This window comes from Gordonia namibiensis NBRC 108229, assembly GCF_000298235.1.
GTDB lineage: Bacteria > Actinomycetota > Actinomycetes > Mycobacteriales > Mycobacteriaceae > Gordonia > Gordonia namibiensis.
The window spans coordinates 91183-114852 of the sequence record NZ_BAHE01000010.1 but is presented as its reverse complement, the minus strand read 5'-3'; the positions used below and the strand labels follow the sequence as shown (position 1 = coordinate 114852).

Sequence of the window (23670 nt, the reverse complement as noted above, 5' to 3'; positions counted from 1 at the left end):
CAGGCAGCGAGAGGGAATCCTTCGCACCTCAGGCAGCGAGAGGGAATTCTTCGCACCTCAGGCAGCGAGGGGTTACTTCAGCTCGAGCAGCACGGTGCCCTGGGTGACCGCGGCACCGGCCTCGACGGACAGGCCGGTGACGACGCCGTCCTTGTGGGCGGTGACCGGGTTCTCCATCTTCATGGCCTCGAGGACGACGACCAGATCGCCGGCGGCGACCTCCTGGCCCTCTTCCACGGCGACCTTGACGACGGTGCCCTGCATCGGTGCGGCCACGGCGTCACCGGAAACGGCTGCGCCGCCGCCCTTCTTGCGCGAGCGGGCCTTGGGCTTCTTGCGGATGACACCGTTGGTCGAACCGCCGCCGCCACCGAGGGCGAGATCGCCCGGCAGCGAGACCTCGACGCGGCGTCCGCCGACCTCGACCACGACCTTCTGGCGCGGTGCGGCGTCGTCCTCCTCGATCGGCTGTCCACCGGTGTACGGCTCGATCGGGTTGTCCCAATCGGTCTCGATCCACTTGGTGTAGACGTCGAACTTCTCGCCGTCGCCGATGAAGGCGGGGTTGGAGACGATGTGGCGGTGGAACGGGATGACCGTGGCCAGACCCTCGACCTGGAACTCGGCGAGCGCGCGACGCGAACGCTCGAGCGCCTGCTCGCGGTTCTCACCGGTGACGATCAGCTTGGCCAGCATCGAGTCGAACTGGCCGCCGATGACGTCGCCCTCGACCACGCCGGAGTCGACGCGCACGCCGGGGCCGGTGGGTTCCTTGTAGACCGAGATGGGGCCGGGGGCCGGCAGGAAGTTGCGGCCGGCGTCCTCGCCGTTGATGCGGAACTCGAAGGCGTGGCCGCGCGGGGTCGGGTCCTCGGTGAACTCGAGCTTCTCGCCGTTGGCGATGCGGAACTGCTGACGCACGAGGTCGATGCCCGCGGTCTCCTCGGTGACCGGGTGCTCGACCTGCAGGCGGGTGTTGACCTCGAGGAACGAGACCAGGCCGTCGTTGCCGACCAGGAACTCGACGGTGCCCGCGCCGTAGTAGCCGGCCTCGCGGCAGATGGCCTTGGCGGATTCGTGGATCTTGGTGCGCTGCTCGTCGGTCAGGAACGGCGCCGGGGCCTCCTCGACGAGCTTCTGGAAACGACGCTGCAGCGAGCAGTCGCGGGTGCCGGCGACGATGACGTTGCCGTGCTGGTCGGCGATGACCTGGGCCTCGACGTGGCGGGCCTTGTCCAGGTAGCGCTCCACGAAGCACTCGCCGCGACCGAAGGCGGCGACGGCCTCACGGGTCGCCGACTCGAACAGCTCGGGGATCTCCTCGATGGTGTAGGCGACCTTCATGCCGCGGCCACCGCCACCGAAGGCGGCCTTGATGGCGACGGGCACGCCGTGCTCCTTGGCGAAGGCGACGACCTCGTCGGCGTCCTTGACCGGGTCCTTGGTGCCGGGTGCCATCGGGGCGTCGGCCTTGAGGGCGATGTGGCGGGCGGTGACCTTGTCACCGAGGTCGCGGATCGACTGCGGCGACGGTCCGATCCAGATCAGCCCGGCGTCGATGACGGCCTGGGCGAAATCGGCGTTCTCGGACAAGAAGCCGTAGCCGGGGTGGATCGCGTCGGCACCGGACTTGGCGGCGGCGTCGAGGATCTTGTCGAACACGAGGTACGACTCGGCCGAGGTCTGGCCGCCCAGTGCGAACGCCTCGTCGGCGAGCTTGACGAACAGTGCGTCCGCGTCGGGCTCGGCGTACACGGCGACGCTCGCGAGGCCCGCATCCCGGGCTGCGCGGATCACGCGGACAGCGATCTCGCCACGGTTGGCGATGAGGACCTTGCTGATTGCGGAAGAGGTACTGGGCACTTGTTCTCCTGGGCCTTACTCGTACTCAGGTGTTCGCAGCGCGGGGCTAGCGCGCGACACGGTTGTCGGACAAACGGTCAAGACGGGGGGTACACCCTCGTCGACCGGGATGCGGACGGCTCGGGCGATGGACGACGCCGGGAGTCCAGCATCGCGACCTTCCGGCCAATACCCTAGCCCACCGAGCAAACGTTCGGTGGAGCCGTGGGTCACAACGCCGCGGAGAACGTGCTCGCATCACCGAGCCGACGGACGAGTTCGGCGAAATTGTGCAGGTAGGCGTGTACAGGACCGATGGTCGGGTCGATGGCGCTCGCCTCCGCGTCGAGTGGAAAAGGTGACGCATCAGGCATCGGGGCCCCGACGACGGTGATGTCGGCCGACGCCTCGTCGACGCCGTACTCGCGAAGAGGGGATTCGCGCGGAAAACGGGCTGAATAGCGCAAACCGGACGGTGTGCGGTTGATCCAGATGTAGACCTCGTGCGGCGAGTAGCTGTGGCTGCGGATCACCTTCGCGCGCCCGGCGTCGGCGGCCCCGGATCCCGGGGCATAGCGGGTGTCGATGAACGAGATGACAAACCGCGGCTCTCCCTGATGACCGATCAGTTCCGCCACCCGAAGGAACGGCAGCGCGGCGCCCTGACGGCCGCGCTTGAGGACGGCGGTGGAACGGGCGACCGCCTGATCGAACGTGGGTGAGTCGGACATGTCGACCCAGAACGGTGCGACGCCGACGAACCAGCCCAGGGACGTCAGCCACTGGGTGTCGTTGCGAGTGTGGCGGGGCAACACACAGCGGAAGTCCGCGTCGCCCGTCATCTCGTGATGGACCATCGCGAACGCGGCGAGGATGCCGGCGGTCAGCGTTCCGCCGGCTTCCGAGCAGATCGCGGTGAAGCGATTGGCCGTGGCGTCGTCGGCGATGACACCCCACAGCGACTCCTGCGGGATCGTCGTCTCCTCGAGGTACTCGCGGTCGGCGTTCTCGACGTCATCGGCGTGTGAGCGCAGCAGGGCGGGCATGTCGCCGGCGCCCGTGCGCAGGAACTCCGACCACAGGGCCACCGCCGGATGGTCGCCGCCGGTCTGGTCCGCGAGGCGTCGTTCCTCGGCGCTGAAGTCGACGTAGCTGCCGACCTCGGGCAGGTTGGCGCTGCGGTGTTCCCGAGCCGCGCGATACAGCGAGACCAGCTCCTGTTGGGCCATGATCAGCGAGTACCCGTCGACGAGGGAGTGGTCGGCGGCGAACAGCAGTGTGAACGAATCGGCCCGGCCCACCGTCGCGAACAGGTAGGCGGGCCAGTGCAGCGGTGCGGTGGCACGGTCGAAGGAACCGCCGAGTTGCTCGACGAGCGGCCCGGACTCGCGGAACCAGCCGATCCGGCCCATCTTGAGTTTCACGGTGCCCGGGTCGGTGGTGAGCCGCTGCAAGCCGGTGCCCTTGATCACCACATGGCTGCGCAGCACCTCGTGGCGGTCGATCCACTGGGTCAGCACCGAGCGGATCGCCGGGATCGACAACGGCTCGTCGAACTCGATCGACAGACCAAGCCACGCCTCGCGGCCGCCCTCGCGCTGCGTCTGCACGCGGTACTCGAAGGCCGCACGTAGGTGCTGCTCGTGGTTGTGCGAGGTCAGGCGGGAGTCGTGATCCCACGCTCCCAGTCCGCCGGGGACATAGGGAGTCCACTCGACGAGCCCTCCCGGGGCGATGGGCTCATCGCGGATCTGGATGAACTTCATGCCCCGGGTGCGTCGGACCCGGAACCGGAGGTCTGATTGCGAACCTGCGCCTTGATCCGGCCGAGCATGCCCGCCATACCCCGGAGACGGAGCATGCTGACCACGCTGCCCAGGCCGAGGTCGTAGTAGAAGTCCGACGGGACGTCGAGGATCTCCTGTGCCGAGGCGGTGTCCAGTCCCTGGTGCAGGATCGCCGCGAAGCCGCGCGTGGTCGGTGCCTCGCGCGGCGCGGTGAAGTACAGGCGTACCGATCCCGGATCACCGGCGTCGACGGACAGGAACACCGGTGACTGGCACTCCGGTACCGGTTCCATCGCTTCCTGCTGCAGATGCTCAGGGAGGTCGGGGAGTTCGTCGGCGAACTCCAGGAGCAAGGTGATCTTGTCCGAATCACCAAGCGCGGCAAAGTCATCGACGATCTCGGCCAGGGCTGCGGGCAAACTCATCGTCGATCAGGGCTCACTTGGAGCCGGGTGCGGCACCCGGCTCGTCGCCGACCGCGATGGGCACGCGCACCGCGTTGCCCCACTCGGTCCACGATCCGTCGTAGTTGCGAACCTTGGTGTACCCCAACAGGTGGGTGAGCACGAACCAGGTGTGGCTGGACCGCTCGCCGATGCGGCAGTAGGCGATGGTCGGGGTGTCCTTGTCGAGGTCGCCGTAGATCTCATCGAGCTCGGCGCGCGAACGGAACCGGCCGTCCGGTGCGGCGGCCTTGGCCCACGGGATCGACACCGCGGTGGGGATGTGGCCGCCGCGCAGTGCGCCCTCTTCGGGGTAGTCGGGCATGTGGGTGCGTTCGCCGGTGTACTCCTGCGGCGAACGGACGTCGACGAGTGGCTCGGTGCCGAGCACCTCGAGGACCTGCGGGGCGAAGGCGCGGATCTTGGTGTCGTCGCGCTCGACGACGGGGTAGTCCGACCGCGGGTACTCGGGGACGTCGAAGGAGGTGTCGCGGTCCTCGGCCATCCACGCGTCGCGACCGCCGTCGAGCAGGCGCACGTCCTCGTGACCGAACAACGTGAACACCCAGAGTGCGTAGGCTGCCCACCAGTTGGACTTGTCGCCGTAGATGACGATGGTGTCGTTGCGCTCGATTCCCTTGCTGCGCATCAGTTCTGCGAACTGCTCACCGTTGATGTAATCGCGGGTGACCGGATCGTTGAGGTGCAGGTGCCAGTCGATCTTCTGCGCGGTGGGGATGTGGCCGATGTCGTAGAGCAACACGTCCTCATCGGATTCGATGATCTTGAGGCCCTTCGCGCCCAGGTGAGCCGACAGCCACTGAGTGGTCACCAACCGCTCGGGGTGGGCGTACTCGGCGAAGGCCGGATTCGGGTCGGTTTCAACACTCACGGTCTGTTCTCCAGCTTGGTGCGTTCGGGCGTCTCGACATTCATCGCGCGGACCGTGACCGGTCCCGGAGATAAAGGGTAGGGCATCGCCCCGCGGGACCGCCCGGTGGCAGATCGGGTGCGGTCTGTGGTGCCCAACGGGGCCGTGCTTCGGTCGGATGACAAACCGCAGGTCAGTGGGGTGGTTGCCTGCTAAGTTCGCCCAATGATCGATCGACGTGGGGCTCGGGTGGAGCGCCGGAGTGTCTCGCGACTCATGCGGTGGGGTGTCCCGCTGGCGGTGGCCGTGCTCGCCGCGACGAGCGGATGTTCGCTCATCTCCGCCGACGACTCGTCGAGCCGAGCGTCGTCGTCGACTTCGTCCGCAGAGCCGGGGTCGCCGACCCCGAGTTCGCCGTCGCGGTCGAGGATCCCGTCGTCGACGCCGAGCAACGCCGACCCCGGCCGGTGCAGTCTCGACGACTGCCCCGAACTGGCGACACCCGCGGCAGAGCTCATGACGAGCGGGGTGAACTCGTCCAACGTCGACACCGCGGTACCGAAGTACCTCACCACGCTGCTCGACGACCTCGACCAGACCTGGGGCGGCTGGTTCGGCGAACTCGGCTGGGGTGACCCCGCGCCGGGACGGGTCCTCATCGAGTCGGGCACCACCTTCGCCACCGAGTGCATCGACGAGGACGGGGCGTCGAACCGGATAGCGTCCGACGAGGCCAACGCCTTCTTCTGCGGGGTCGACGAGGAGCCCAACGGTGAGGGGCAGGAGACCGAAGGCAGCATCGTGCTGCCGGTCGACACCTTCGCCGCCATCTGGGACGGGAACGTCTTCGGGGTGCCGTCGCCGATAGTCGGCGACTTCACCGCCGCCATCGTCGTCGCCCACGAGTACGGGCACAACGTGGTCTTCCGGATGGCGGAGGCCTTCGACATCCCGGAACGACGCCTGCCGCAGGGCAAGAACAGTGAGCTGGTCGCCGACTGCCTGGCCGCGAACTGGGCCGCCACCGCCTACCAGCGTGACGGGTTGGGACCCAAGGAGATCCTGCAGGTCGCGACGCTGCTCCCGATCATCGGCGACACCGGCGGGGCGACGGGCCACGGCTCGGCGGTCGAGCGTGCGCGAGCGCTGACCATCGGCCTCACCGGTCTGACGTTCAATCGCCAGGGGCAGCCGGTGGACTGCCTGCAGCGGTACTGGCCGGAGTTCTTCGAGGTCGAGTGACGCCGAATGAGCGGGTAGGAATGGCGTCGCACGCGACATCAATCGCCGCGCAGCGGGACCCGGGAGAATGCGGCACGGCGGCGCGAAAATCTCGTCCCCCTGAGCGGCTTTCGAGGGCAATATGCCCTCGGATGGTGCTCACGGGGACGAATTTTTCGTCAGTTCACCGGGCTGTACTGGTCGAGTGGTTCGAGGTGCGCTGACCCTTCGAGGCTCGCTGCGCTCGCACCTCAGGGAGCGAGGGGGACGCTGCGCTCGCACCTCAGGCAGCAGAGCTGGGTGCGTCGCGCTCTTTCGGATCAGGCAGCGGACATGGGTGCGTCGCGCTCTTTCGGATCAGGCAGCGAGTGGGAGCGCTCGCTCGCTCCTCGGGAGCGGCATCGCCGCGGATGGACGGATGCGGAATAACGTCGCACGCGACATCAATCTGGGTGGGCTCAGTGCTGCCAGAAGTCGGTGACCGACAGTCCGGCCTCGGTCAGCAGGCGCTGCACGAGTGGTAGGCCGATCCCGATGACCGACGACGGGTCGCCGTCGATGCGCTCGACCAACCAGCCGCCGAGGCCGTCGAGGGTGAAGGCACCCGCGACCTGCAACGGTTCGCCGCTGTCGACGTAGCGCGCGATCACGTCGTCGTCGGCGTCGGTGAAATAAATTGTCGTGGAGGAGGTCCCGGTCGCAGTGGCGGAATCGGCGCCGGGGCTCAGCCGGATCAGGTGATGGCCGGTGAGCAGATCGGCGCTGCGCCCGCGCATCTCGCACCACTGGGCCAGTGCGCGTTCGGGGGTGTGCGGCTTGCCCAGCAGACGATCGCCGAGAAGCAGCATCGAGTCGCAGCCGATCACCACGACCGTCTCGCCGTTCTCGACCGCGCCGGCGATGTCCGGGAGCGCGGCGACGGCCTCGGCCTTCGCGCGCGCCAGTGCGGCGACCACGGCATCGGGGGGAGTGCCGGGCGGCAACTGGGCCAGCACCGCGTCCTCATCCACGTCCGAGACACGGACCACCGGTTCGACACCCGCGGCACGCAAAACCCGAAGACGGGCGGGGGACGCGGACCCGAGCACGAAGACCGGGCCGGCGGTGGCCGGCCCGGTCTCGTGTGTGTTCGACCCGATCTGGGAGTCAGGCACGTGTCAGTAGCGCAGGTTGGTGAAGCTCGACGGTGCGCCCCACTGCGGACGCAACCGGTCGACGGGCCGGCCCCAGTCGTTGCGGATCTCCGGTTCCGGCTCGCCCCCACCGGCGCCCGCGCCGGCCAGGACGCTCACCAGAACGGCGAGGTCCTCGTCGGTCGGGTTGCCGTTGACGACGGTCAGGAACGGCTTCTCTGCCGCCTTCTCGGTGCTCTCGTTCACGGATGCCTCACTCACGCCGCTCTCGCTCACAGGGGGATGTTCCCGTGCTTCTTCGGCGGCAGGTTGACCATCTTGCGCTCGAGCAGCTTGAGCGCGGTCGCGATCTGGCCGCGGGTGTGGCTCGGCGGGATGACCGCGTCGACGTATCCGCGGGCCGCGGCGACGTACGGGTTGACGAGGGTGTCCTCGTACTCCTGCTGCAGCTCGAGGCGCAGTGCGTCGACGTCCTCGCCCTTCGCGGCGGCTTCCTTGAGCTGGTTGCGGTAGACGAAGCCGACGGCGCCGGAGGCGCCCATGACGGCGATCTGCGCGGTCGGCCACGCGAGGTTCACGTCGGCGCCCATGTGCTTGGAGCCCATGACGTCGTATGCGCCGCCGTAGGCCTTGCGGGTGATGACGGTGATCTTGCCGACCGTTGCCTCGCCGTAGGCGTAGAGCAGCTTGGCGCCGCGTCGGATGATGCCGCGGTACTCCTGGTCGGTACCGGGCAGGAAGCCGGGCACGTCCACCAGGGTGACGATCGGGATGTTGAAGGCGTCGCAGGTGCGCACGAAGCGGGCGGCCTTCTCCGAGGCGTCGATGTCGAGGCAGCCGGCGAACTGGGTCGGCTGGTTGGCGACGATGCCGACGCTGCGTCCGTCGACGCGGCCGTAACCGACGATGATGTTCTTCGCGTAATCGGCCTGGATCTCGAGGAATTCGTCGTCGTCGAGGATGCGACGGATGACCTCGTGCATGTCGTACGGCTGGTTCGGCGAGTCCGGGATGAGCGTGTCGAGCTCGAGGTCCTCGTCGTTCAGGGTGTCCTCGATGGACCCGGCGGCCGGCTGCGCGACCGGCAGGCGAGGTGCGTCAGCGCGGTTGTTGCTCGGCAGGTAGCTCAGGAGCTCCTTGACGTACTCGAGCGCGTCCTCCTCGTCGGAGGCGACGTAGTGTGCGGTGCCCGACTTGGCCATGTGGGTGGTCGCGCCGCCGAGTTCTTCCTGCGTGACCTCTTCACCGGTGACGGTCTTGATGACGTCCGGGCCGGTGATGAACATCTGGCTGGTCTTGTCGACCATGACCACGAAGTCGGTCAGTGCGGGCGAGTACACATGGCCGCCGGCGGCGGCACCCATGATCAGCGAGATCTGGGGGATGACACCCGAGGCGCGGACGTTGCGGTGGAAGATCTCGCCGTACAGGCCGAGGGAGACCACGCCCTCCTGGATACGGGCGCCGGCGCCGTCGTTGATGCCGATCAGCGGGCGGCCGGTCTTGATGGCCAGATCCATGACCTTGACGATCTTCTCGCCGTAGACCTCACCGAGGCTGCCGCCGAAGACGGTGGCGTCCTGCGAGAAGATGCAGACCTCGCGGCCGTCGATCGTGCCGTAGCCGGTGACCACACCGTCTCCGACCGGTCGACGCTCGGCGAGACCGAAGTTGGTGCTGCGGTGCTTGGCGAGCGCGTCGAGTTCGACGAACGATCCCTCGTCGAGCAGGTGGGTGATCCGCTCGCGGGCGGTCAGCTTGCCCTTCGCATGGGTCTTCTCGACGGCGGCCTCGCCCACGGGGTGCTTCGCCTCTTCGAGACGATTGCGCAGATCGGCGAGCTTCCCCGCTGTCGTGTGGATGTCGGGAGCGGCGGAATCGTCGCGTGAAGCTGTGGTCATGACTGTCGATGCTAACTACCTGAGTGTGAGCCACGTCAACCGGATCAACGTGAGATATCCCTCAGGTTCCCGAGCGATCGGTCGGTGGCGGTCTGTTTGTCCGTTTTCCGGTTCCCTCGGGTGCCTCTGAGCTGGACGGACGCGGTCCCGCGCGGGTCGGCGGACGACCTGCGCGAGACCGCGATCCGACTCACACCGCAGCGAGGTGACTGACGCGCGGCGCCACGTTCTGCATGAAGGCGGAGACGTCGGTCGTGTAGTCGGGGAACGACAACACGCTGCGGTCCACGCCGGCGACCTGGTCGAGATCGTGGAGGAATGCGGCGATGCGGTCGTAGGAGCCGACGAGGTGCGGGTGGAACAGGCAGGAACCGGTGACGACCGCGGCGCGGGTCGGGTGGTCGAAGTCGACGTCGAGCACCTGGCGGCGCTCCTGGGTCTGGATCTTCGCCGACATCCCGGTCGGGTCGCCGGCGGCTGCGGCGCGGAGCCCGTCCGCGGCCTCGACGTCGGTGTCGGCGGCGAACGACTGCACCATCTCCACCGCCTCGGCATCGGTGGGGGCGGTGATGATGCCGTACAGCGCAGCGGTCCCGACGTCGCGCCCTGCCCGCGAGGCGACGGAGACGAGGTCGGCGCGTGCCTTGGCGACCTGATCGAAGTCACCCAGCACGAAGTTCACGTCGGCGCGGTTGGCGGCGGCCTCGATCGACCGCGGGGACTGACCCGGGATGATCACCGTGACCCCGTGACGCGGTGTCGGCTGCACAAGGCAGTCGTCGAGCCGGAAATGCTCACTCTCGTACGTCATCCGTCCGGTCTCCCAGAGGGTCCGCAGGATGTGGACGTACTCGTCGACGTATCCGTAGCGCTTGCTCGGGTAGTCCTCGCCCGGCCACAGACCCATCTGCGCGTACTCACTGCGGTTCCACCCGGCGACGATGTTGATGCCGAACCGGCCGCCGCTGGCGTCGTCGTAGGTGGCGGCGATCCGGGCGGCCATCGCCGGATGGACCGACGGTGCGCCGACCGAGCCCCAGATCTTGACGGTCGACGTCGCGCCGATGAGCGGTCCGACGACCGCGAGCGGGTCCTGGGCGTAGTCCCAGAAGCCGCTGCCCTCGGAGCCGTAGCCGCGGAACTTGGACATGGTCAGCACGAATTCGTAGCCGGCAGCCTCGGCGTCGACCGAGATCTGTTTGTTCAGTTCATAACTCGGCATGTACTGCGGGGAGGCCTTGGACAGGATGTAACCGTTGTTGACCGTCGGGAGGAAGACGCCGTACTTCATCATCGAGACTCCTGGGGTGAGGTGAGCGGGAGAAGATCGCCGGGGCGTTCTGAGATGAAGGTATGAATCCGGTGTTTCGTGGACCGTTCCGACGGCGTAAACGAACTTTGCGCCGGTGCTCGCGCCCTCTACCTGCGACGATGCTCAATCCTGCATCGTGACTGCCAGCGGGTCGGTGACGAACGACGTCCGGTCGGCGCGGTAGTGGTCGAAGGACACCTGCAGCGGACGCCCGTCTGCATCAGAGAACACCTGGGTCCGGCACAACACCGGCGAGCCCTCGGCGATACCGAGTTGTTCGCTCGTCCGGGCGTCGGCAGCCGCGGCCGTCACCTCGGTCACCACAATCGCGATGGGCGCCGAAAAGTGCAGGGAGGACACAGAACCCATCGTGACCGGACCCGTGTACGCGTCGAAGTCGAACGTGACCTCCGCGGAGAAGTAGGCGGTCCGGACCCCGATCACCTCGCCGTGGCGTCGGAACAAGATGTCGAGGAGCCGGACGGATTCGTCCTCCGTCGCCAGACATGACCGGAGGAACTCGGTCGTCGCGACCGTGCGCTGATCGAGGATCTGCAGCGAGATCTCGGGGTCCTGCCACGACTTGTCCACGGTGTCGGAGATCTCGAGCCGCGCATGTCGCGGATGGACGATGGTCCCCACCCGGGGTCTCCGGACGAGAAGACCGTCCTCGGCGAGCGACCGGAGCGCGGCGCGGACCGTTCCGCGGCTCGCGCCGAGTTCGCTGACGAGCGCGTCCTCGGCGAGTTGTGCAGACTCCGGCAGATGGCCCGCGCGGATCGACGCCGCGATCATGTCGCGCACCCATCGCACGGTGGAGTGGCGGCCTCGAGCCGATCCGCCGTGCATCCGTGGGTGTTTCGAGGGCTGGGCGAAGACATCGACATCCATGTGCGCACACTAGGGACCGTTTGCTACGCAAACGTTTCCGCGGGTTTGCGCCGCTCGTCATCCCTGGGCGAGGCACCCAGTAGGTTCTTCAGACATGACCCTCGACGCCGATCTGCTCCGGACCCGACTCGCCGACACGCGCTGGCACCGGATCGAGGTGGTCGACGCGACGGGGTCGACCAACGCCGATCTCGTGACACGCGCGGCCACCGAATCGATCGACGGGACGGTACGCCTGACCACCGATCAGACCGCGGGCCGCGGACGTCACGCGCGGACGTGGACGGCGCCGCGCGGGACCCAGCTGGCGACGTCGGTGGCGGTGGAGGTCGGTGAGCACACCGAGGACCTCGGTTGGCTGTCGCTGCTGGCCGGCCTCGCCGCGGTCCAGGGCATCGGCGAGGCGGTGGGCGTGCGGCCGACCCTCAAGTGGCCCAACGACGTTCTGATCGAGGGGCGCAAGACCGCCGGAATCCTGTCGGAGTACACGCGTTCGCCGCACACCCGGCACGGGGACGGGGGAGTGGCGGTGATCGGGACCGGCCTCAACACGACGATGACGCAGGAGCAGTTGCCGGTGCCCACCGCGACGTCGTTGCAGCTGGCGACCGGCAAAGACGTCCCGCTCACCGAGCTCGCGGCGTCGTACCTGCGGGCGTTGTCGGAGCTGCTCGACCTCTGGCCGCACGACGTCGACGGACTCGCGGCCCGCTACCGGGAGGACAGCGACACCATCGGGCGCCGCGTACGGCTGGTGCTGCCCGGCGACGAGGAGGTCGTCGGCACCGCGACCGGCGTCGACGCGTCCGGGCGGATCGTCGTCGACGCCGACGGGCGGCAGGTGATCGCGGCCGCAGGCGACGTCACGCACCTGCGGCCGGTCTAGATCAGCCGGCAGGACGCTGCAGGCTCTTGATGCCCATCGCGGGGATGATCGTCAACGGCGGCAGGCCGATGACGAAGTGCAGGATCGCGGTCTCGATGCCGACCGAGGTCTGCTGGTAGGTGAGGATCGGAATCAGGACCGCGGCGACCAGCAGCAGGCCGACGATCCAGCGGTAGAACTGGTTGGGCGCCGGCGTGATCAGCTGGAGGACGTACCAGAGGGCGCCCGCGGCGAGCGCGCACAGGAAGCCCACGACGCCGAACCAGATCTCGCTGGCCGCCACCGGATTCCACACCCCGAGCTTGCCGGACTCGTTCACCTTCTCGACGAAGGCCGAGATGATCCACGCGACCAGCCAGGCCGCCAGGCCGGTGACCACACCGGTCATCACCACTCCACCGGCGAAGGTGACCGGGTTGACGTCCGGGCCGCGTCGCGGCGCCCGCGCCGGCCGCGGCTGCTCCGCATATCCGCCCGCGGCGCGGTAGGCGTCGCCGCCGCCGTAGGGCTCGGCGGGGTACTGGTCGCGGTACGGCTCCTCGTAGGGCGCGCCCTGCTGGCTGTAGGCACGCGAATCGGGGTTGTAGCCGGACTCGTAGCGGGCGGTCCGGGGATCGGGATCGCGGTGCGGGCCCCGCGGGTCCTGGTAGGTCATCACATCTCTCCTCGCCGACCGCCCCAACGTGCCCGGCAGTCGATCGGTACTGGTGCCTCGCAGTCTACTCAGCGTGCCCCCCGGGCACGCCCGTCCCGATTATGCTGAGCCGCATGGCTTACCCGCGGGAGAACCTGGCGCCCGGTGAACGTGTGGTTCTCCACCGGCACCCTCATTGGAAGTGTCTGCTCGGGCCGTTCCTGCTGTTCGGGATCATCACCGCGGCCGCAGGTGTCCTCGCCGGCGTGATCGCCGGGTCGTCGCTGAGCTCGACCCCGCGGACGGTGCTGCTGATCGTCGTCGGCGTGGTGTGGGCGCTCGGCCTCATCTGGTACTTCATCCGCCCGCTGCTGTCCTGGAAGACAACGCACTTCGTGCTGACCGACCGCCGGGTGATGTTCCGCAACGGAATCCTCACGCGGTCCGGGATCGACATCCCGATCCGGCGGATCAACACCGTCGAATTCCGCCACGGCGTGATCGACCGGATGCTGCGGACCGGAACGTTGGTCATCGAGTCGGCCTCCGACGAGCCGTTGTCCTTCGACGACATCCCGCAGGTGGAGAAGGTCCACTCCCTGCTCTATCACGAGGTGCTCGACATGTACGGCGACGACGACCACCCAGACGACGCCTACGGCGACCCGGACGGCCCCGCCGACCGTCCCGAGAGCAGAGGGGCGCGGGAGCGTTGACCAATGTGCTGCTCGCCGAGGACGACGCCGCGATCGCCGAACCGCTCGCACGTGCGCTGACACGGGAGGGATACGGGTGCGAGGTCGTGAGCACCGGCGCCGACGCGCTGGAGAAGGCGCTCGACAGTCGCTACGAGCTGCTCATCCTCGACCTCGGGCTCCCGGTTCTCGACGGACTCGAGGTCTGTCGGCGGGTGCGTGCCCAACGTCCCGCACTGGCGGTCCTCATGCTCACCGCACGCACCGACGAGGTGGACTTCGTCGTCGGCCTCGACGCCGGTGCGGACGACTATGTGGGCAAACCCTTCCGGCTCGCAGAACTCCTCGCGCGCGTGCGCGCCCTGCTGCGGCGCCGCCAGCCCGGCGACGGTGACGAGGTGCTCGAGGGCGGCGAGATCCGGCTTGACGCCCGGGCGCGCCGCGTCCTGGCCGACGGACAGGACCTCACCCTGGCGAACCGCGAGTTCGATCTCCTGCGGTTCCTCATGGAGCGCGCCGGCGAGGTCGTGACACGCGAGGAGATCCTCACCGAGGTCTGGGGGTCGGCGGATCTGCGGTCGTCGAAGACCCTCGACATGCACATCTCGTGGCTGCGCCGGAAGATCGGCGACGACCGGCACAGCCGCCCGCGGCACATCGTGACGGTGCGCGGCGTCGGTTTCCGGTTCGACCCCTAAGCCGATGCCCATACGACCCGCTTCGATTCGCCGCCCGGCGTCCATGCGGCGACGCCTGCTCACCACGATGATCGGCGTCCTGATCGCGGTCGGATGTCTGCTGGGCATCCCGTTGAGCGTGGTCGCCTGGTGGTGGGTCGCCGACAACGCCCACCAGGACCTCGACAACCGGCTCAAGATCATCGCCGATCAGCTCATCCGCCAGGAGGGCGCCGACGGGCGCATCCCGCGCGACTCGGTCAACCGGGAGTCCTTCGAGCTGCTGCTGCCGCCGAACGGGCGTCTGACGATCACCTACCCGGATCTCGAGGGGACAGCCCAGCGGTTGGTCGTGGGCGCCGACATCGGGGGTTCCCGGCTGTCGGAATCCATCGGTCTGGGCTCCGCCGGCATGTTGACCCTGTCCATCCCGCGCGACGAGGTCCGCGACGACCAGATGACCGCGACCGGGATCGTGCTGCTCGTGGTGCTCGCCTCGGTGATCGGCGGATCGGTGGTGGCCATCGTGACTGCCGGCCGGATCGTCGACCCCCTGACCGATCTCGCCGACCGGGCGGCGACGCTCGGGCGCGCCGACTTCCGCACCGAATGGAAGATGTACGGCATCGCCGAGCTCGACCGGGTGTCCCGGGCGCTCGCCGACGCCAACACCGCGCAGGCGCTGCGGATCGAGCGGGAGCGTGAGATCGCCGGCGACGCGTCGCATCAGCTGCGCAGCCGGCTGACCGCCATCCAGCTGCGCCTCGAGGAGCTGACACTGCACGAGGACCCGGCGGTGGTCACCGAGGCCGAGGCCGCGCTCGATCAGGTCGAACGACTGGCCACCGAACTCGACGAACTGGTGGAGGCCTCGCGGGCCGACGAACCCGCACCGCATTTCATCGACGTCGGGGAGATGCTCACCACGCTGGTCGAGGACTTTCGCCACGCCTTCGATGCCCAGGGCCGTGAGCTGACCGTGGAGGTCGACGGGGCGCCCCAGGCACTCACCTCGCAGTCCGGGCGCCTACGCGAGGCGGTCAGCGTGCTCGTCGACAACGCCTTACAGCACGGCCGCGGGATGTGCCGGATCGACGTGAGCACGCTGCAGGCCGGTGATCTGGTCCGCATCACGGTCGCCGACGAGGGCGAGGGGGTGGCCGACGAGATCTCCGCGCACATCTTCCGGCGGGGGTTCTCGGCCGGGAAACGGCCGGGTGCCGGTCGCAGCGGCGTCGGACTGTCCCTGGCGCGGGCGCTCATCGAGGCCGACGGTGGACGACTGGAACTCACCGTGCGACGCCCACCGGTCTTCGCGATCGTCGTCCCGGCCCGGTATGCGAGCGGCTACGGCGAGGACCCGGACGAGCAGGAGGATCCGGGTCAGGACGACTCGGACACCGGCATCACGCGTGACCGAGTTCCTCATCGTTGAGTTCGGCGAGCGTCGGATGCAGGTCGGTGGACCCGGCGTCGCCGCCGCGCAGCAGCTCCTCGGGGAACGCGAACTTGCGCAACGCCCAGAACCGGAAGGCCATCTGCATCAGGTTGCCGATGATGTAGCCGAGGACGAAGTCGACGACGACGACCTCGGACACACTGAGGTTGGACCGCATGTCGAAGACGTTGTTGCCGATGAACAGCGGTGCGGCCTGCAGGATGACACCGATCCCGCTGATGATGAAGAACAGCAGCGCCTCGTGGTGCCGCTCCCGGCCCCCGCGGTTCTTGAAGGCCCACTCGCGGTTGAGGATGTAACTGAGGATCGTCGCCAGCACACCGGCGATGACCTTGGCGATCACCGGCTTGGTCTCGAGAATCGTGAGACTGAGGCTGTAGAAGATGGCGAGGTCGAAGACGAACGTCGTGCCGCCGACCATCGCGAACTTGATGAGTTCGTGGTGCCGCATGACGAGCCGTCGGACCGGCGCTGGGAGGCGAGCGATCAGCTCGTCGATCAATGGCACAAGATCCGAGTGTACGAAACAAATCGGTCGGGACAGTTCTCCGGGCGGTTGTGCGGATGACGGACCGGACATGGAACGATGGTTCGCGTGAATCCTCGCGTGCCGGATGAAGCGCCCGAAAACGGGCCGGTGACCTCGAATTCCACGGTGCCTCCCACTCCCGAAGCGGCACGGAGTGCCGGTGCGGCGTCGGGTATGCCGAAGGTCACGATGATCGGCGGCGGACAGCTCGCCCGGATGACCCATCAGGCCGCGATCGCCCTCGGCCAGTGTCTGCGCGTCCTGGCCGCGTCCGAGTCCGATCCCGCCGCGCAGGTGAGCGCCGACATCGTCCTCGGTTCGCACGACGAACTCGACGATCTCCGCCGCGCCGCCGCAGGTGCCGCTGCACTGACCTTCGACCACGAGGGTGTGCCGCTGGCGCACCTGGAGGCGCTCGAAGCCGAAGGGGTGGCAGTCCTCCCGCCGTCGAAGGCGCTGCACTTCGCCCAGGACAAGCTGGCCATGCGCGTGCGGCTGGCCGAGCTGGGTCTGCCGGTACCGGCGTTCGCCGATCTCGCCGGCGACCGTGAGGCCGCCCGTGCGCGTCTCGTCGAGTTCGGCGAGGCCAACGAGTGGGAGATCGTCATCAAGGCGGTCCGCGGCGGATACGACGGCCGCGGGGTCTGGCTGGTCGACGGCGCCGACGAGGCGCTCGCGGTCTTCGACGAGTACCCGTCCGACGCACCGGCCCTGCTCGCCGAGCAGAAAGTGCCCATGCGCCGCGAACTGTCGGCGATGATCGCCCGGTCCCCGTTCGGGCAGGGCGCCGCGTGGCCGGTCGTGGAGACGATCCAGCGTCATGGCCAGTGCGCCGTCGTGCTCGCGCCCGCACCGGATCTCTCCGACGAGGTCGCCGAGCGGGCCCAGCAGATGGCGTTGCGTCTGGCCGATGAACTCGGCGTGGTCGGCGTCATGGCGATGGAACTCTTCGAGACCGTCGACGGGGAGCTCGTCGTCAACGAACTCGCGATGCGTCCGCACAACAGCGGTCACTGGACGATGGACGGCGCGGTCACCTCGCAGTTCGAGCAGCATCTGCGTGCCGTCCTCGACTACCCGCTGGGCAACACCGCGCCGACCTCGCCGCTGACCGTGATGGCCAACATCCTGGGCGCACCGGAGGCCCCGGAGATGTCCATGGACGAGCGTCTGCACCACCTGATGGCGCGCATGCCCGAGGCGAAGGTGCATCTGTACGGCAAGGGCGAGCGGCGCGACCGCAAGATCGGCCACGTGAATGTCGTCGGCCGCCAGGGTGAATCGATGGAATCGGTGCGTGAGCGCGCCGAGCGTGCCGCGCAGTGGATGTCGCACGCGACGTGGACCGACGGATGGGATGTGCATTCATGAGTGAGACCGCAGAGTTCCGGGGTCCCCGGGTGGGCCTGATCATGGGCAGCGACTCCGACTGGCCGACGATGAAGGCCGCCGCGGAGGCGCTCGCCGAGTTCGACGTGCCGTTCCAGGTGGGCGTCGTCTCCGCACACCGCACACCCCAGCGGATGCTCGACTATGCCGCCGGCGCCGCCGCCAACGGCATCGAGGTCATCATCGCGGGAGCCGGTGGGGCAGCGCATCTTCCGGGCATGGTCGCCTCGGCGACCCCGCTCCCGGTCATCGGTGTGCCGGTGCCGCTGCGTCACCTCGACGGCCTCGACTCGCTGCTGTCGATCGTGCAGATGCCCGCGGGTGTGCCCGTCGCGACCGTCTCGGTCGGCGGAGCGCGCAACGCCGGGCTGCTCGCCGTTCGCATCCTCGCCTCGTCCGACCCCGCCCTGCAGGAACGGATGGTGTCGTTCCAGAAGGGCCTCGAGCAGATGGTCCTCGACAAGGATGCCGCGCTGCAGCAGGAGCTGCTCGGCGACTAGCCCTGTGCGGCAGGGGATTCCGGAGCGGTGGGCGGCAAGCCGAGTTTGTCGGTGAAGAAGTCCATCACCCGGTCGAAGGCCTCCCTGGTGGGTTGTCCGGGTTCGTCGTAGAGATCCTCGGTCAGCACCGAATGCGGCCGGGGGAACATCGAATCCGGGTTCGCCGCCTCGTCGGGGAGCTCGATCCCGATGAACGAATCGCCGAGAAGCTCTTGGAGATGGGCGAATCGCGACCGCGGCGAGAGTTGGTCGCCGGCGAAGCGCAGACCCATCACCTCGAGACCGCGTGCGCACCGCGCCTGGACCTTGGCGAGGTCTGCGGCGTCGACGTCGATGGCGCGTGCGCGGCCGGGGAGCACCGCGAACGGCAACGACGGCTGGGAGAGCACCGGGGCCACCATCCGTTCGTCGGTGGCCATCGCCAGCGCGAACCCGCCGGTGAAACACATCCCGACTGCGCCGACGCCGGGACCGCCGCAGCGATCGTGCTCGAGGGCGGCGAGTTCGCGCAGCCACGCTGCGACCGGTGAGGTCTTTCCCGTTGCGAGAATGGTGAACTCGCGGGTGATGCAGGTCTTGGTGATGGTGCCCAGCATGTTGCGCACCGCGCCCACGCGACCGAGATTGTCCGGTCGCGGGTCCTGGCCGTCGACCCCGAACAGCGACGGCATGACGGCCGTCGCGCCCAGATCGGCGATGCGCCGGGCCACATTGGCGACCTTCGGGCTGATGCCCGGCATCTCGGCGATCACGATGACCGCGGGACCAGTGCCCTTGCGGTAGACGCGACGGGTGTCGCCGCGCAGGGTCACGTCCTCCGCGGCGAAGTCGTCGAGCGGATCGTCGGCCATCGCGGCTCAGTCCTTGTGGAGGGTGCCGAGGAGTGCCGACTCGAAGGGCATCGCGAAGATCTTCGCGCCGCCGGCGAGGTCGGGGGAGTCCGACGGCACGACGCGGGGTCCGGTCACCCGATAGCGCTTGTCCTTGCGGACGATGGTGAACGAACCCGCCGCCTGCACGTTGCGCACCCAGTCGGTGTGCCTGCCGTAGGTGAGGACGATCGTGAGCTTGTCACGGTCCACCCAGGCCAGCACCGGGTTCGAATAGGTCTTCCCGGACTTGCGGCCGACGTGCTCGACCATGGCGAACGGTGGCAGGTGAGGCGCCCACATCCGCTGGATCGGATTGGTGACGATCTTGTTGAACCGGGCCAGTGCGTCAGGTAGTCGCATGTGCCCACTGTGCCTCAAAACCCGCGATCCCGCGGGGCCTTGGTGTCTGCTCCCGCGGGGTCGCGCGGCATTTGCGGCAATCGAGAACTCACTCGGCGAAGACGACGCCGGCCTTCTCGACCGCGGCGATCGCGGTCACCCGCTCCGCGGCCGCGTTGGCGACGTGCACGAGACTGCCGCCGGCGATCATCGGCGCGAGCAGGTGAGCGAGAACGCCGGATGCGGTGTGCCAGGGACGCGTCGACACCACCCGGGTGCCGGCGTCGATGCCGTCCCGTTCGGCGACCGTGTGGGCCTCGGTGATCACCTCGGCCGTCGGTGTCCCGTCGAGCGCCTCGACCGCGGGGGACCGGGAGACGAACTGGTCGCCGTGTACTCGTACGACGCTGCCGTAGTCGCCGACCCCGGGCGGAAGGTCACGTAGGGGCAGGGCGAACGGATCGAGTGATGCCACCACGACCTCGTCGGCGTCGGGATGGCCGTCGAGCCGGTCACGAGAGGTGAAGACCACCAGCGGTTCCGACGCGGCCTCGGCGGTGTCCGGTCCCGGGAGATGGACATCGGCGCCGGACCACAGGGCGCCGAGCACGATTCCGGCGGTCTGCCAGTGCTCGGGCAGATCCACGACCACCACATCCCCGGCCCCCACGCCGATCTCGTCGGTCAGATAGTTGGCGGTCTTGGCCGCCCAGTTGCCGAGGGTGGCCGCCGACAGCTCGGTACGCTCGCCCGTCGCCTCGTCGTAGTAGGTCAGCAGCGGACGCGAATGATCGGCCACCGCACCGAAGATCGCGTCGGCAACGGTGTTCGGAGTGGTCAGTTCACGCACATCGGCCCCTTGGTCCCGGCGGTGATCGGCGGCCGCTTGTTGCCGACGCGCTCACTGGCCGGGGTGTTGTCGGTCTGTTCGCCGGTGTCGCCGAGTCCGCCCGGTCCGGCGTAGGTGTTGGTGAGGATCACCTTGAGCTGGTCATCGGCGAGGTTCGGGTCCTCGACGACCTTCACGCCGCCGAGGTCCTTGGCGAGCAGTCGGGCGGCGTCGCCGTTCTCCTTGGCGTAGACCACCGAGTCCTTGGTGTCGGCCTTGCCGCTGGAGGTCTCCCCGGACTGATAACCCTTGTTGGTCAGGATGTTCGCGACATTCGACCCGAGCCCGTCGATCGTGCCGGCGTTGACGACGTCGACCTTGAAGTCGCCGCGCTGGGTGTCGCCGCCCGCCTGCTGCGGGGTGAGGAGATTGCTGGTGTAGGTCTTGACCGCCTGCGGATCGACCTCGACGACGGACTGCATCCCGTCCTCGCTCCAACCCTGCTCGGTCACGATCGGGATGGTCGCGAACTTCACGCGGCCACCGCTGAGATCCTTGAGCTGCTCGGCGAAGTTGATGATGTTCCAGCCGTCGTCGATCACGATGGAGCGCGCGACCGCGTTCTGCATCTCCGAGAGCTTGCCCGGGTCGGTGAGAGTGCCTGCGGAGAGCACCTTCTGGGTCAGCGACGCCATGAAGGCCTGCTGCCGCGTGATGCGGTCGAGGTCGCCACGGGGGAGTCCGTGACGTTGACGCACGAAGCTCAGGGCGCGGGGGCCGTTGAGGGTCTGGACACCCTTGCGGAACCGGGCGCCGCTGAACGGATCCCGGACGGGCGCGTTGAGGCAGACGTCGATGCCGCCGACCGCATTGGTCAGCAGGACGAAGCCGAGCAGACCGACCTCCGCGTAGTGGTCGACCTGGACGCCGGTGAGGTTGGCGACGGTGTCCACCAATGCCTTCCGGCCCGCGAGCGTGCCTTCCTTCTCCGCTTCCTCGGGTGACTGCCCGGCTTCGACGGCGCGAGCGCGCACGCCTTCGCGGGTGGTGCCGTAGGCGGCGTTGATCTTGCTCATGCCGATTCCCGGCACGTCGACGTAGGAGTCACGGGGGATCGAGATCGCGGTGGCCGACGAACCGTCCTCGGGGATGCGCACCAGCAGGATGGTGTCGGTGTTGGTGGCGACCTCCTCGCCCGACCGGAGGAGTTTGATCTCCTCCGGCGAGAGCGGGTTGCCCTTCGCGTCGGTGCGGGAGTCGGTGCCCACCAACAGGATGTCGACGGCGCCGTCTTTCGCGCCGCCCAGGCCGAGGCCACCGAGCTGCGTGATGCGGGTCTCGAGGTCGGACATCGTGTTCCAGGCGTAACCGGTACACAGCAGCACGGCGACCGAGGCGATCGCGATCAGCGCACGACCCCACCCGGCTCCGGATGCCCAATGGGCGCGCGGGCGCGACGAGGTGCCGGGAGGTGCGGTCGGCGGAGTCGCCGGCGCGGTGGATTCTCCACTCACCGAGAGCTTCTCGGTCACCGCGGCGGCGCCGGCGGTGGCCGATCGGCGCTTCCGGCGTGGAGGAGTGCCGGTGGTGGCCTTCGAGGGTGCCCCGGTCTTCGAGGGTGCACCAGTCCTCGGTGCGCCCTTCTTGGGGACGGTGTTCTGGACCGAACCCTGTTCGGCAGTCGCCTTGGGAGCGGCCGACTTCGGGGCGCCGGACTTCGGGGCGGCCGCCTTCCGAGGTCCTGCCTTCGCCGGTCCGGCCTTCTTCGCGGCGCTCTTCTTCGCCGGGGCCGTGGCCTGCTCGGCGTCGGGGCGGGGCCGGCGCTTGCGGGCAGGGTCCTGCGGTGCGGGCCGCTGCCGTTCGGCGGGCTTGGATCGCGTGTGGATCTCGCCGGAGGATCGTCGACCTAGAGGCTCGTCGGCACGACGCGGACGGCGGGGCGATGCCGGATCCTGCGGGGGCACGCGCCGCCGGGGATCACGCTCGTCGGCGTGGCGTCGTCGGGGCATCCCTTCGTCCCGGGCGGGGATCCGTTCCGGGGGCGGCTGGCGTCGCGCACGCTGTGCGGACTCGGCTCGGGTCGGTTGCTCGGGAGCACGCCGAACCACGCGGCGTCGGGGGCCGGCCGCCTCGGCGTCCACGGGACGGGGGCGGGCTCCCTGGCTGGGCCGTCCCGGTTCACCAGCGCGTTCGCCGCGCACGGGCCGTCGGCCGTTGTCGGCATCCGGAGTGCGCCGGTTACCCGGCTCCGGCGGTACCGCACGCCGGGGGCGCGGCCGCCCACGTGCGCCGTCGGATGGTGAATCCACTGGTCAGCGATCCCTTTCGAGGTCATCAAGCTGCTCGACGGTGGCGCCCGGTCGGTCCGCGCCATGGGATTGTCGGTGCAGAAGTGAAAGTTGGTGTTGTGCTGTCGCCAGGCTACTGAAGTGATTCGGGAATTCGAGAACGCAACGCCGAGGAGTCGAGTAGCGGTCGTCACGTGGATGACGTGGAGTCGTGGCCCACCGTGGTCTGCGGCACGATGGTGCGCATGCGTGTCACGCCCAGCACCCCCACCGTGTACATCGTCGGCGCCGGCGGTCAGCTCGGCACCGCCCTCCAGGGGAGGTCGGCGCAGGCACCCGACTCCGTGGTGTGGCGCCCGCTGACCTCGGCCGACATCGACATCGCCGACGAGACGTCGGTGGCGGCCGCACTCGGCGACCTCGGTCCCGAGGACGTCGTCGTCAACTGTGCCGCCTACACCGACGTCGACGGCGCCGAATCGGACCTCTCTGGTGCCCGCCGCGTCAACGTCACCGGTCCCGCAGTGCTCGCCGCCCACACCGCCGCCGCGGGGGCGTGGCTGATCCATGTCTCCACTGACTACGTGTTCCCCGGTGCCGCACCCGACTCCGATCGTCCGGAGGGCTACGAACCGGACGACGTGAGCGGCGAACCGGCCACCGTCTACGGGGCCACCAAACTCGCAGGCGAACGCGCCGTCCTCGAGGCCGACCCGCGCGCCACGGTCGTGCGCACCGCCTGGGTGTACACCGGCGGTCCCGAGAGCCGCGACTTCGTCGGGACGATGCGGCGCCTCGAGAAGTCGCGCGACACCGTGTCGGTCGTCGACGACCAGCTCGGGTCGCCCACGTACTGCATCGACCTCGCCGACGGGCTGTGGGAACTCGTCGCCGCCGGGCCCCGCCCCGAGGTCACCGGCGCCGTCCTGCACGCCACCAACGCGGGCCGCGCGACCTGGTTCGACGTGGCCGCGGCCGTCTTCGAGGAGGTCGGCGCCGAACGGTCACGCGTGCTGCCCACGACCACGGCGGAGTTCCCGCGCCCGGCACCGCGCCCGGCCTACTCGGTGCTCTCCGGGCGTTCCTGGGCCGCGGCAGGGTTGACCCCGCTGCGGGACTGGCGTGCCGCGCTGCACGCGTCGATCGCCGCGTCAGAGGGTTCGTTACCCTGA

At 68.8% G+C, this 23670-nt stretch carries 23 protein-coding genes; 8 read left to right on the top strand and 15 right to left on the bottom strand.

Translation table 11 applies throughout. The annotated features are described in order from the left end of the window. Nucleotides 1-72: 72 nt before the first annotated feature. The 4 genes from GONAM_RS06030 to GONAM_RS06015 form a co-directional block, all read right to left on the bottom strand. Nucleotides 73-1863 carry an acetyl/propionyl/methylcrotonyl-CoA carboxylase subunit alpha gene (locus GONAM_RS06030; RefSeq protein WP_006865884.1) on the bottom strand — a complete coding sequence of 597 codons (1791 nt, stop codon included), beginning with the start codon at nucleotides 1861-1863 and terminating at the stop codon, nucleotides 73-75. A gap of 209 nt (nucleotides 1864-2072) precedes the next feature. After that, a complete protein-coding gene (locus tag GONAM_RS06025) occupies nucleotides 2073-3608 on the bottom strand; it encodes a condensation domain-containing protein (protein WP_006865883.1) in 1536 nt (511 codons plus the stop codon). Further along, nucleotides 3605-4054: a SufE family protein gene (locus GONAM_RS06020; protein ID WP_006865882.1), complete on the bottom strand. Its 450-nt coding sequence runs from the start codon at nucleotides 4052-4054 to the stop codon at nucleotides 3605-3607. Before GONAM_RS06020 ends, GONAM_RS06025 begins: the two co-directional genes overlap by 4 nt. 13 nt (nucleotides 4055-4067) lie before the next feature. Next, nucleotides 4068-4964: a sulfurtransferase gene (locus GONAM_RS06015; RefSeq protein WP_006865881.1), complete on the bottom strand. Its 897-nt coding sequence runs from the start codon at nucleotides 4962-4964 to the stop codon at nucleotides 4068-4070. A 204-nt stretch (nucleotides 4965-5168) separates the two neighbouring features. Between GONAM_RS06015 and GONAM_RS06005 the strand changes: the two genes are divergently transcribed. Next, the gene (locus GONAM_RS06005) at nucleotides 5169-6185 is read left to right on the top strand and encodes a neutral zinc metallopeptidase (protein WP_245548580.1); all 1017 of its coding nucleotides are present in this window, start codon (nucleotides 5169-5171) and stop codon (nucleotides 6183-6185) included. 437 nt (nucleotides 6186-6622) lie between these two features. On the opposite strand, the gene GONAM_RS06000 is transcribed toward GONAM_RS06005, so the two are convergent. From GONAM_RS06000 to GONAM_RS05980, 5 genes are all read right to left on the bottom strand, one after another. After that, a complete protein-coding gene (locus GONAM_RS06000; RefSeq protein WP_006865879.1) occupies nucleotides 6623-7318 on the bottom strand; it encodes a Maf family protein in 696 nt (231 codons plus the stop codon). 3 nt (nucleotides 7319-7321) lie between these two features. Then, nucleotides 7322-7558: an acyl-CoA carboxylase subunit epsilon gene (locus GONAM_RS05995; RefSeq protein ID WP_167330266.1), complete on the bottom strand. Its 237-nt coding sequence runs from the start codon at nucleotides 7556-7558 to the stop codon at nucleotides 7322-7324. Nucleotides 7559-7569: 11 nt separating this feature from the next. Further along, nucleotides 7570-9198 carry an acyl-CoA carboxylase subunit beta gene (locus tag GONAM_RS05990; protein ID WP_006359257.1) on the bottom strand — a complete coding sequence of 543 codons (1629 nt, stop codon included), beginning with the start codon at nucleotides 9196-9198 and terminating at the stop codon, nucleotides 7570-7572. A 190-nt stretch (nucleotides 9199-9388) separates the two neighbouring features. Further along, complete coding sequence (locus GONAM_RS05985) at nucleotides 9389-10492, bottom strand: LLM class flavin-dependent oxidoreductase (protein ID WP_006865877.1); 1104 nt, start codon at nucleotides 10490-10492, stop codon at nucleotides 9389-9391. Nucleotides 10493-10633: 141 nt separating this feature from the next. Next, on the bottom strand, nucleotides 10634-11401 hold the full coding sequence (locus GONAM_RS05980; protein ID WP_040535549.1) for a GntR family transcriptional regulator: 768 nt from the start codon (nucleotides 11399-11401) through the stop codon (nucleotides 10634-10636). 94 nt (nucleotides 11402-11495) lie between these two features. Here GONAM_RS05980 and GONAM_RS05975 point away from each other — a divergent pair, with 94 nt between their 5' ends. After that, complete coding sequence (locus GONAM_RS05975; protein WP_006865875.1) at nucleotides 11496-12287, top strand: biotin--[acetyl-CoA-carboxylase] ligase; 792 nt, start codon at nucleotides 11496-11498, stop codon at nucleotides 12285-12287. A gap of 1 nt (nucleotide 12288) precedes the next feature. Here GONAM_RS05975 and GONAM_RS05970 read toward each other — a convergent pair whose 3' ends face one another. Next, entirely contained in the window at nucleotides 12289-12942 is a 654-nt protein-coding gene (locus GONAM_RS05970) for a hypothetical protein (protein ID WP_006865874.1), read from the bottom strand. Nucleotides 12943-13055: 113 nt separating this feature from the next. Here GONAM_RS05970 and GONAM_RS05965 point away from each other — a divergent pair, with 113 nt between their 5' ends. The 3 genes from GONAM_RS05965 to GONAM_RS05955 are packed head-to-tail and all read left to right on the top strand — an operon-like array spanning nucleotide 13056 to nucleotide 15728. Then, a complete protein-coding gene (locus tag GONAM_RS05965) occupies nucleotides 13056-13637 on the top strand; it encodes a PH domain-containing protein (RefSeq protein WP_245548579.1) in 582 nt (193 codons plus the stop codon). Beyond that, entirely contained in the window at nucleotides 13634-14314 is a 681-nt protein-coding gene (locus GONAM_RS05960; protein WP_006359261.1) for a response regulator transcription factor, read from the top strand. Before GONAM_RS05965 ends, GONAM_RS05960 begins: the two co-directional genes overlap by 4 nt. 43 nt (nucleotides 14315-14357) lie before the next feature. Then, nucleotides 14358-15728: a sensor histidine kinase gene (locus tag GONAM_RS05955; protein WP_006865871.1), complete on the top strand. Its 1371-nt coding sequence runs from the start codon at nucleotides 14358-14360 to the stop codon at nucleotides 15726-15728. Here the strand turns inward: GONAM_RS05955 and GONAM_RS05950 are convergent. After that, entirely contained in the window at nucleotides 15700-16260 is a 561-nt protein-coding gene (locus GONAM_RS05950) for a GtrA family protein (RefSeq protein ID WP_040535547.1), read from the bottom strand. The two genes, GONAM_RS05955 and GONAM_RS05950, sit on opposite strands and share 29 nt — an antisense overlap. Nucleotides 16261-16338: 78 nt before the next feature. On the opposite strand from GONAM_RS05950, the gene GONAM_RS05945 reads away from it, so the two are divergent. After that, the gene (locus GONAM_RS05945) at nucleotides 16339-17652 is read left to right on the top strand and encodes a 5-(carboxyamino)imidazole ribonucleotide synthase (RefSeq protein ID WP_040535546.1); all 1314 of its coding nucleotides are present in this window, start codon (nucleotides 16339-16341) and stop codon (nucleotides 17650-17652) included. Then, nucleotides 17649-18170: a 5-(carboxyamino)imidazole ribonucleotide mutase gene (gene purE, locus GONAM_RS05940; protein ID WP_006360458.1), complete on the top strand. Its 522-nt coding sequence runs from the start codon at nucleotides 17649-17651 to the stop codon at nucleotides 18168-18170. The genes GONAM_RS05945 and purE overlap by 4 nt, the downstream gene beginning before the upstream one ends. Here purE and GONAM_RS05935 read toward each other — a convergent pair. From GONAM_RS05935 to GONAM_RS05920, 4 genes are all read right to left on the bottom strand, one after another. After that, nucleotides 18167-19021 (bottom strand): dienelactone hydrolase family protein, encoded by an 855-nt coding sequence (locus GONAM_RS05935; RefSeq protein ID WP_006865868.1) that lies wholly within the window; start codon nucleotides 19019-19021, stop codon nucleotides 18167-18169. The genes purE and GONAM_RS05935 overlap by 4 nt on opposite strands. Nucleotides 19022-19027: 6 nt before the next feature. Then, a complete protein-coding gene (locus tag GONAM_RS05930; RefSeq protein WP_006865867.1) occupies nucleotides 19028-19402 on the bottom strand; it encodes a nitroreductase family deazaflavin-dependent oxidoreductase in 375 nt (124 codons plus the stop codon). Between the two features lie 88 nt (nucleotides 19403-19490). Then, a complete protein-coding gene (locus tag GONAM_RS05925) occupies nucleotides 19491-20231 on the bottom strand; it encodes a TIGR03089 family protein (protein ID WP_006865866.1) in 741 nt (246 codons plus the stop codon). Further along, entirely contained in the window at nucleotides 20219-22219 is a 2001-nt protein-coding gene (locus tag GONAM_RS05920) for an LCP family protein (protein WP_006865865.1), read from the bottom strand. The genes GONAM_RS05925 and GONAM_RS05920 overlap by 13 nt, the downstream gene beginning before the upstream one ends. 515 nt (nucleotides 22220-22734) lie before the next feature. On the opposite strand from GONAM_RS05920, the gene rfbD reads away from it, so the two are divergent. Further along, nucleotides 22735-23670: a dTDP-4-dehydrorhamnose reductase gene (rfbD, locus tag GONAM_RS05910; protein WP_040535611.1), complete on the top strand. Its 936-nt coding sequence runs from the start codon at nucleotides 22735-22737 to the stop codon at nucleotides 23668-23670.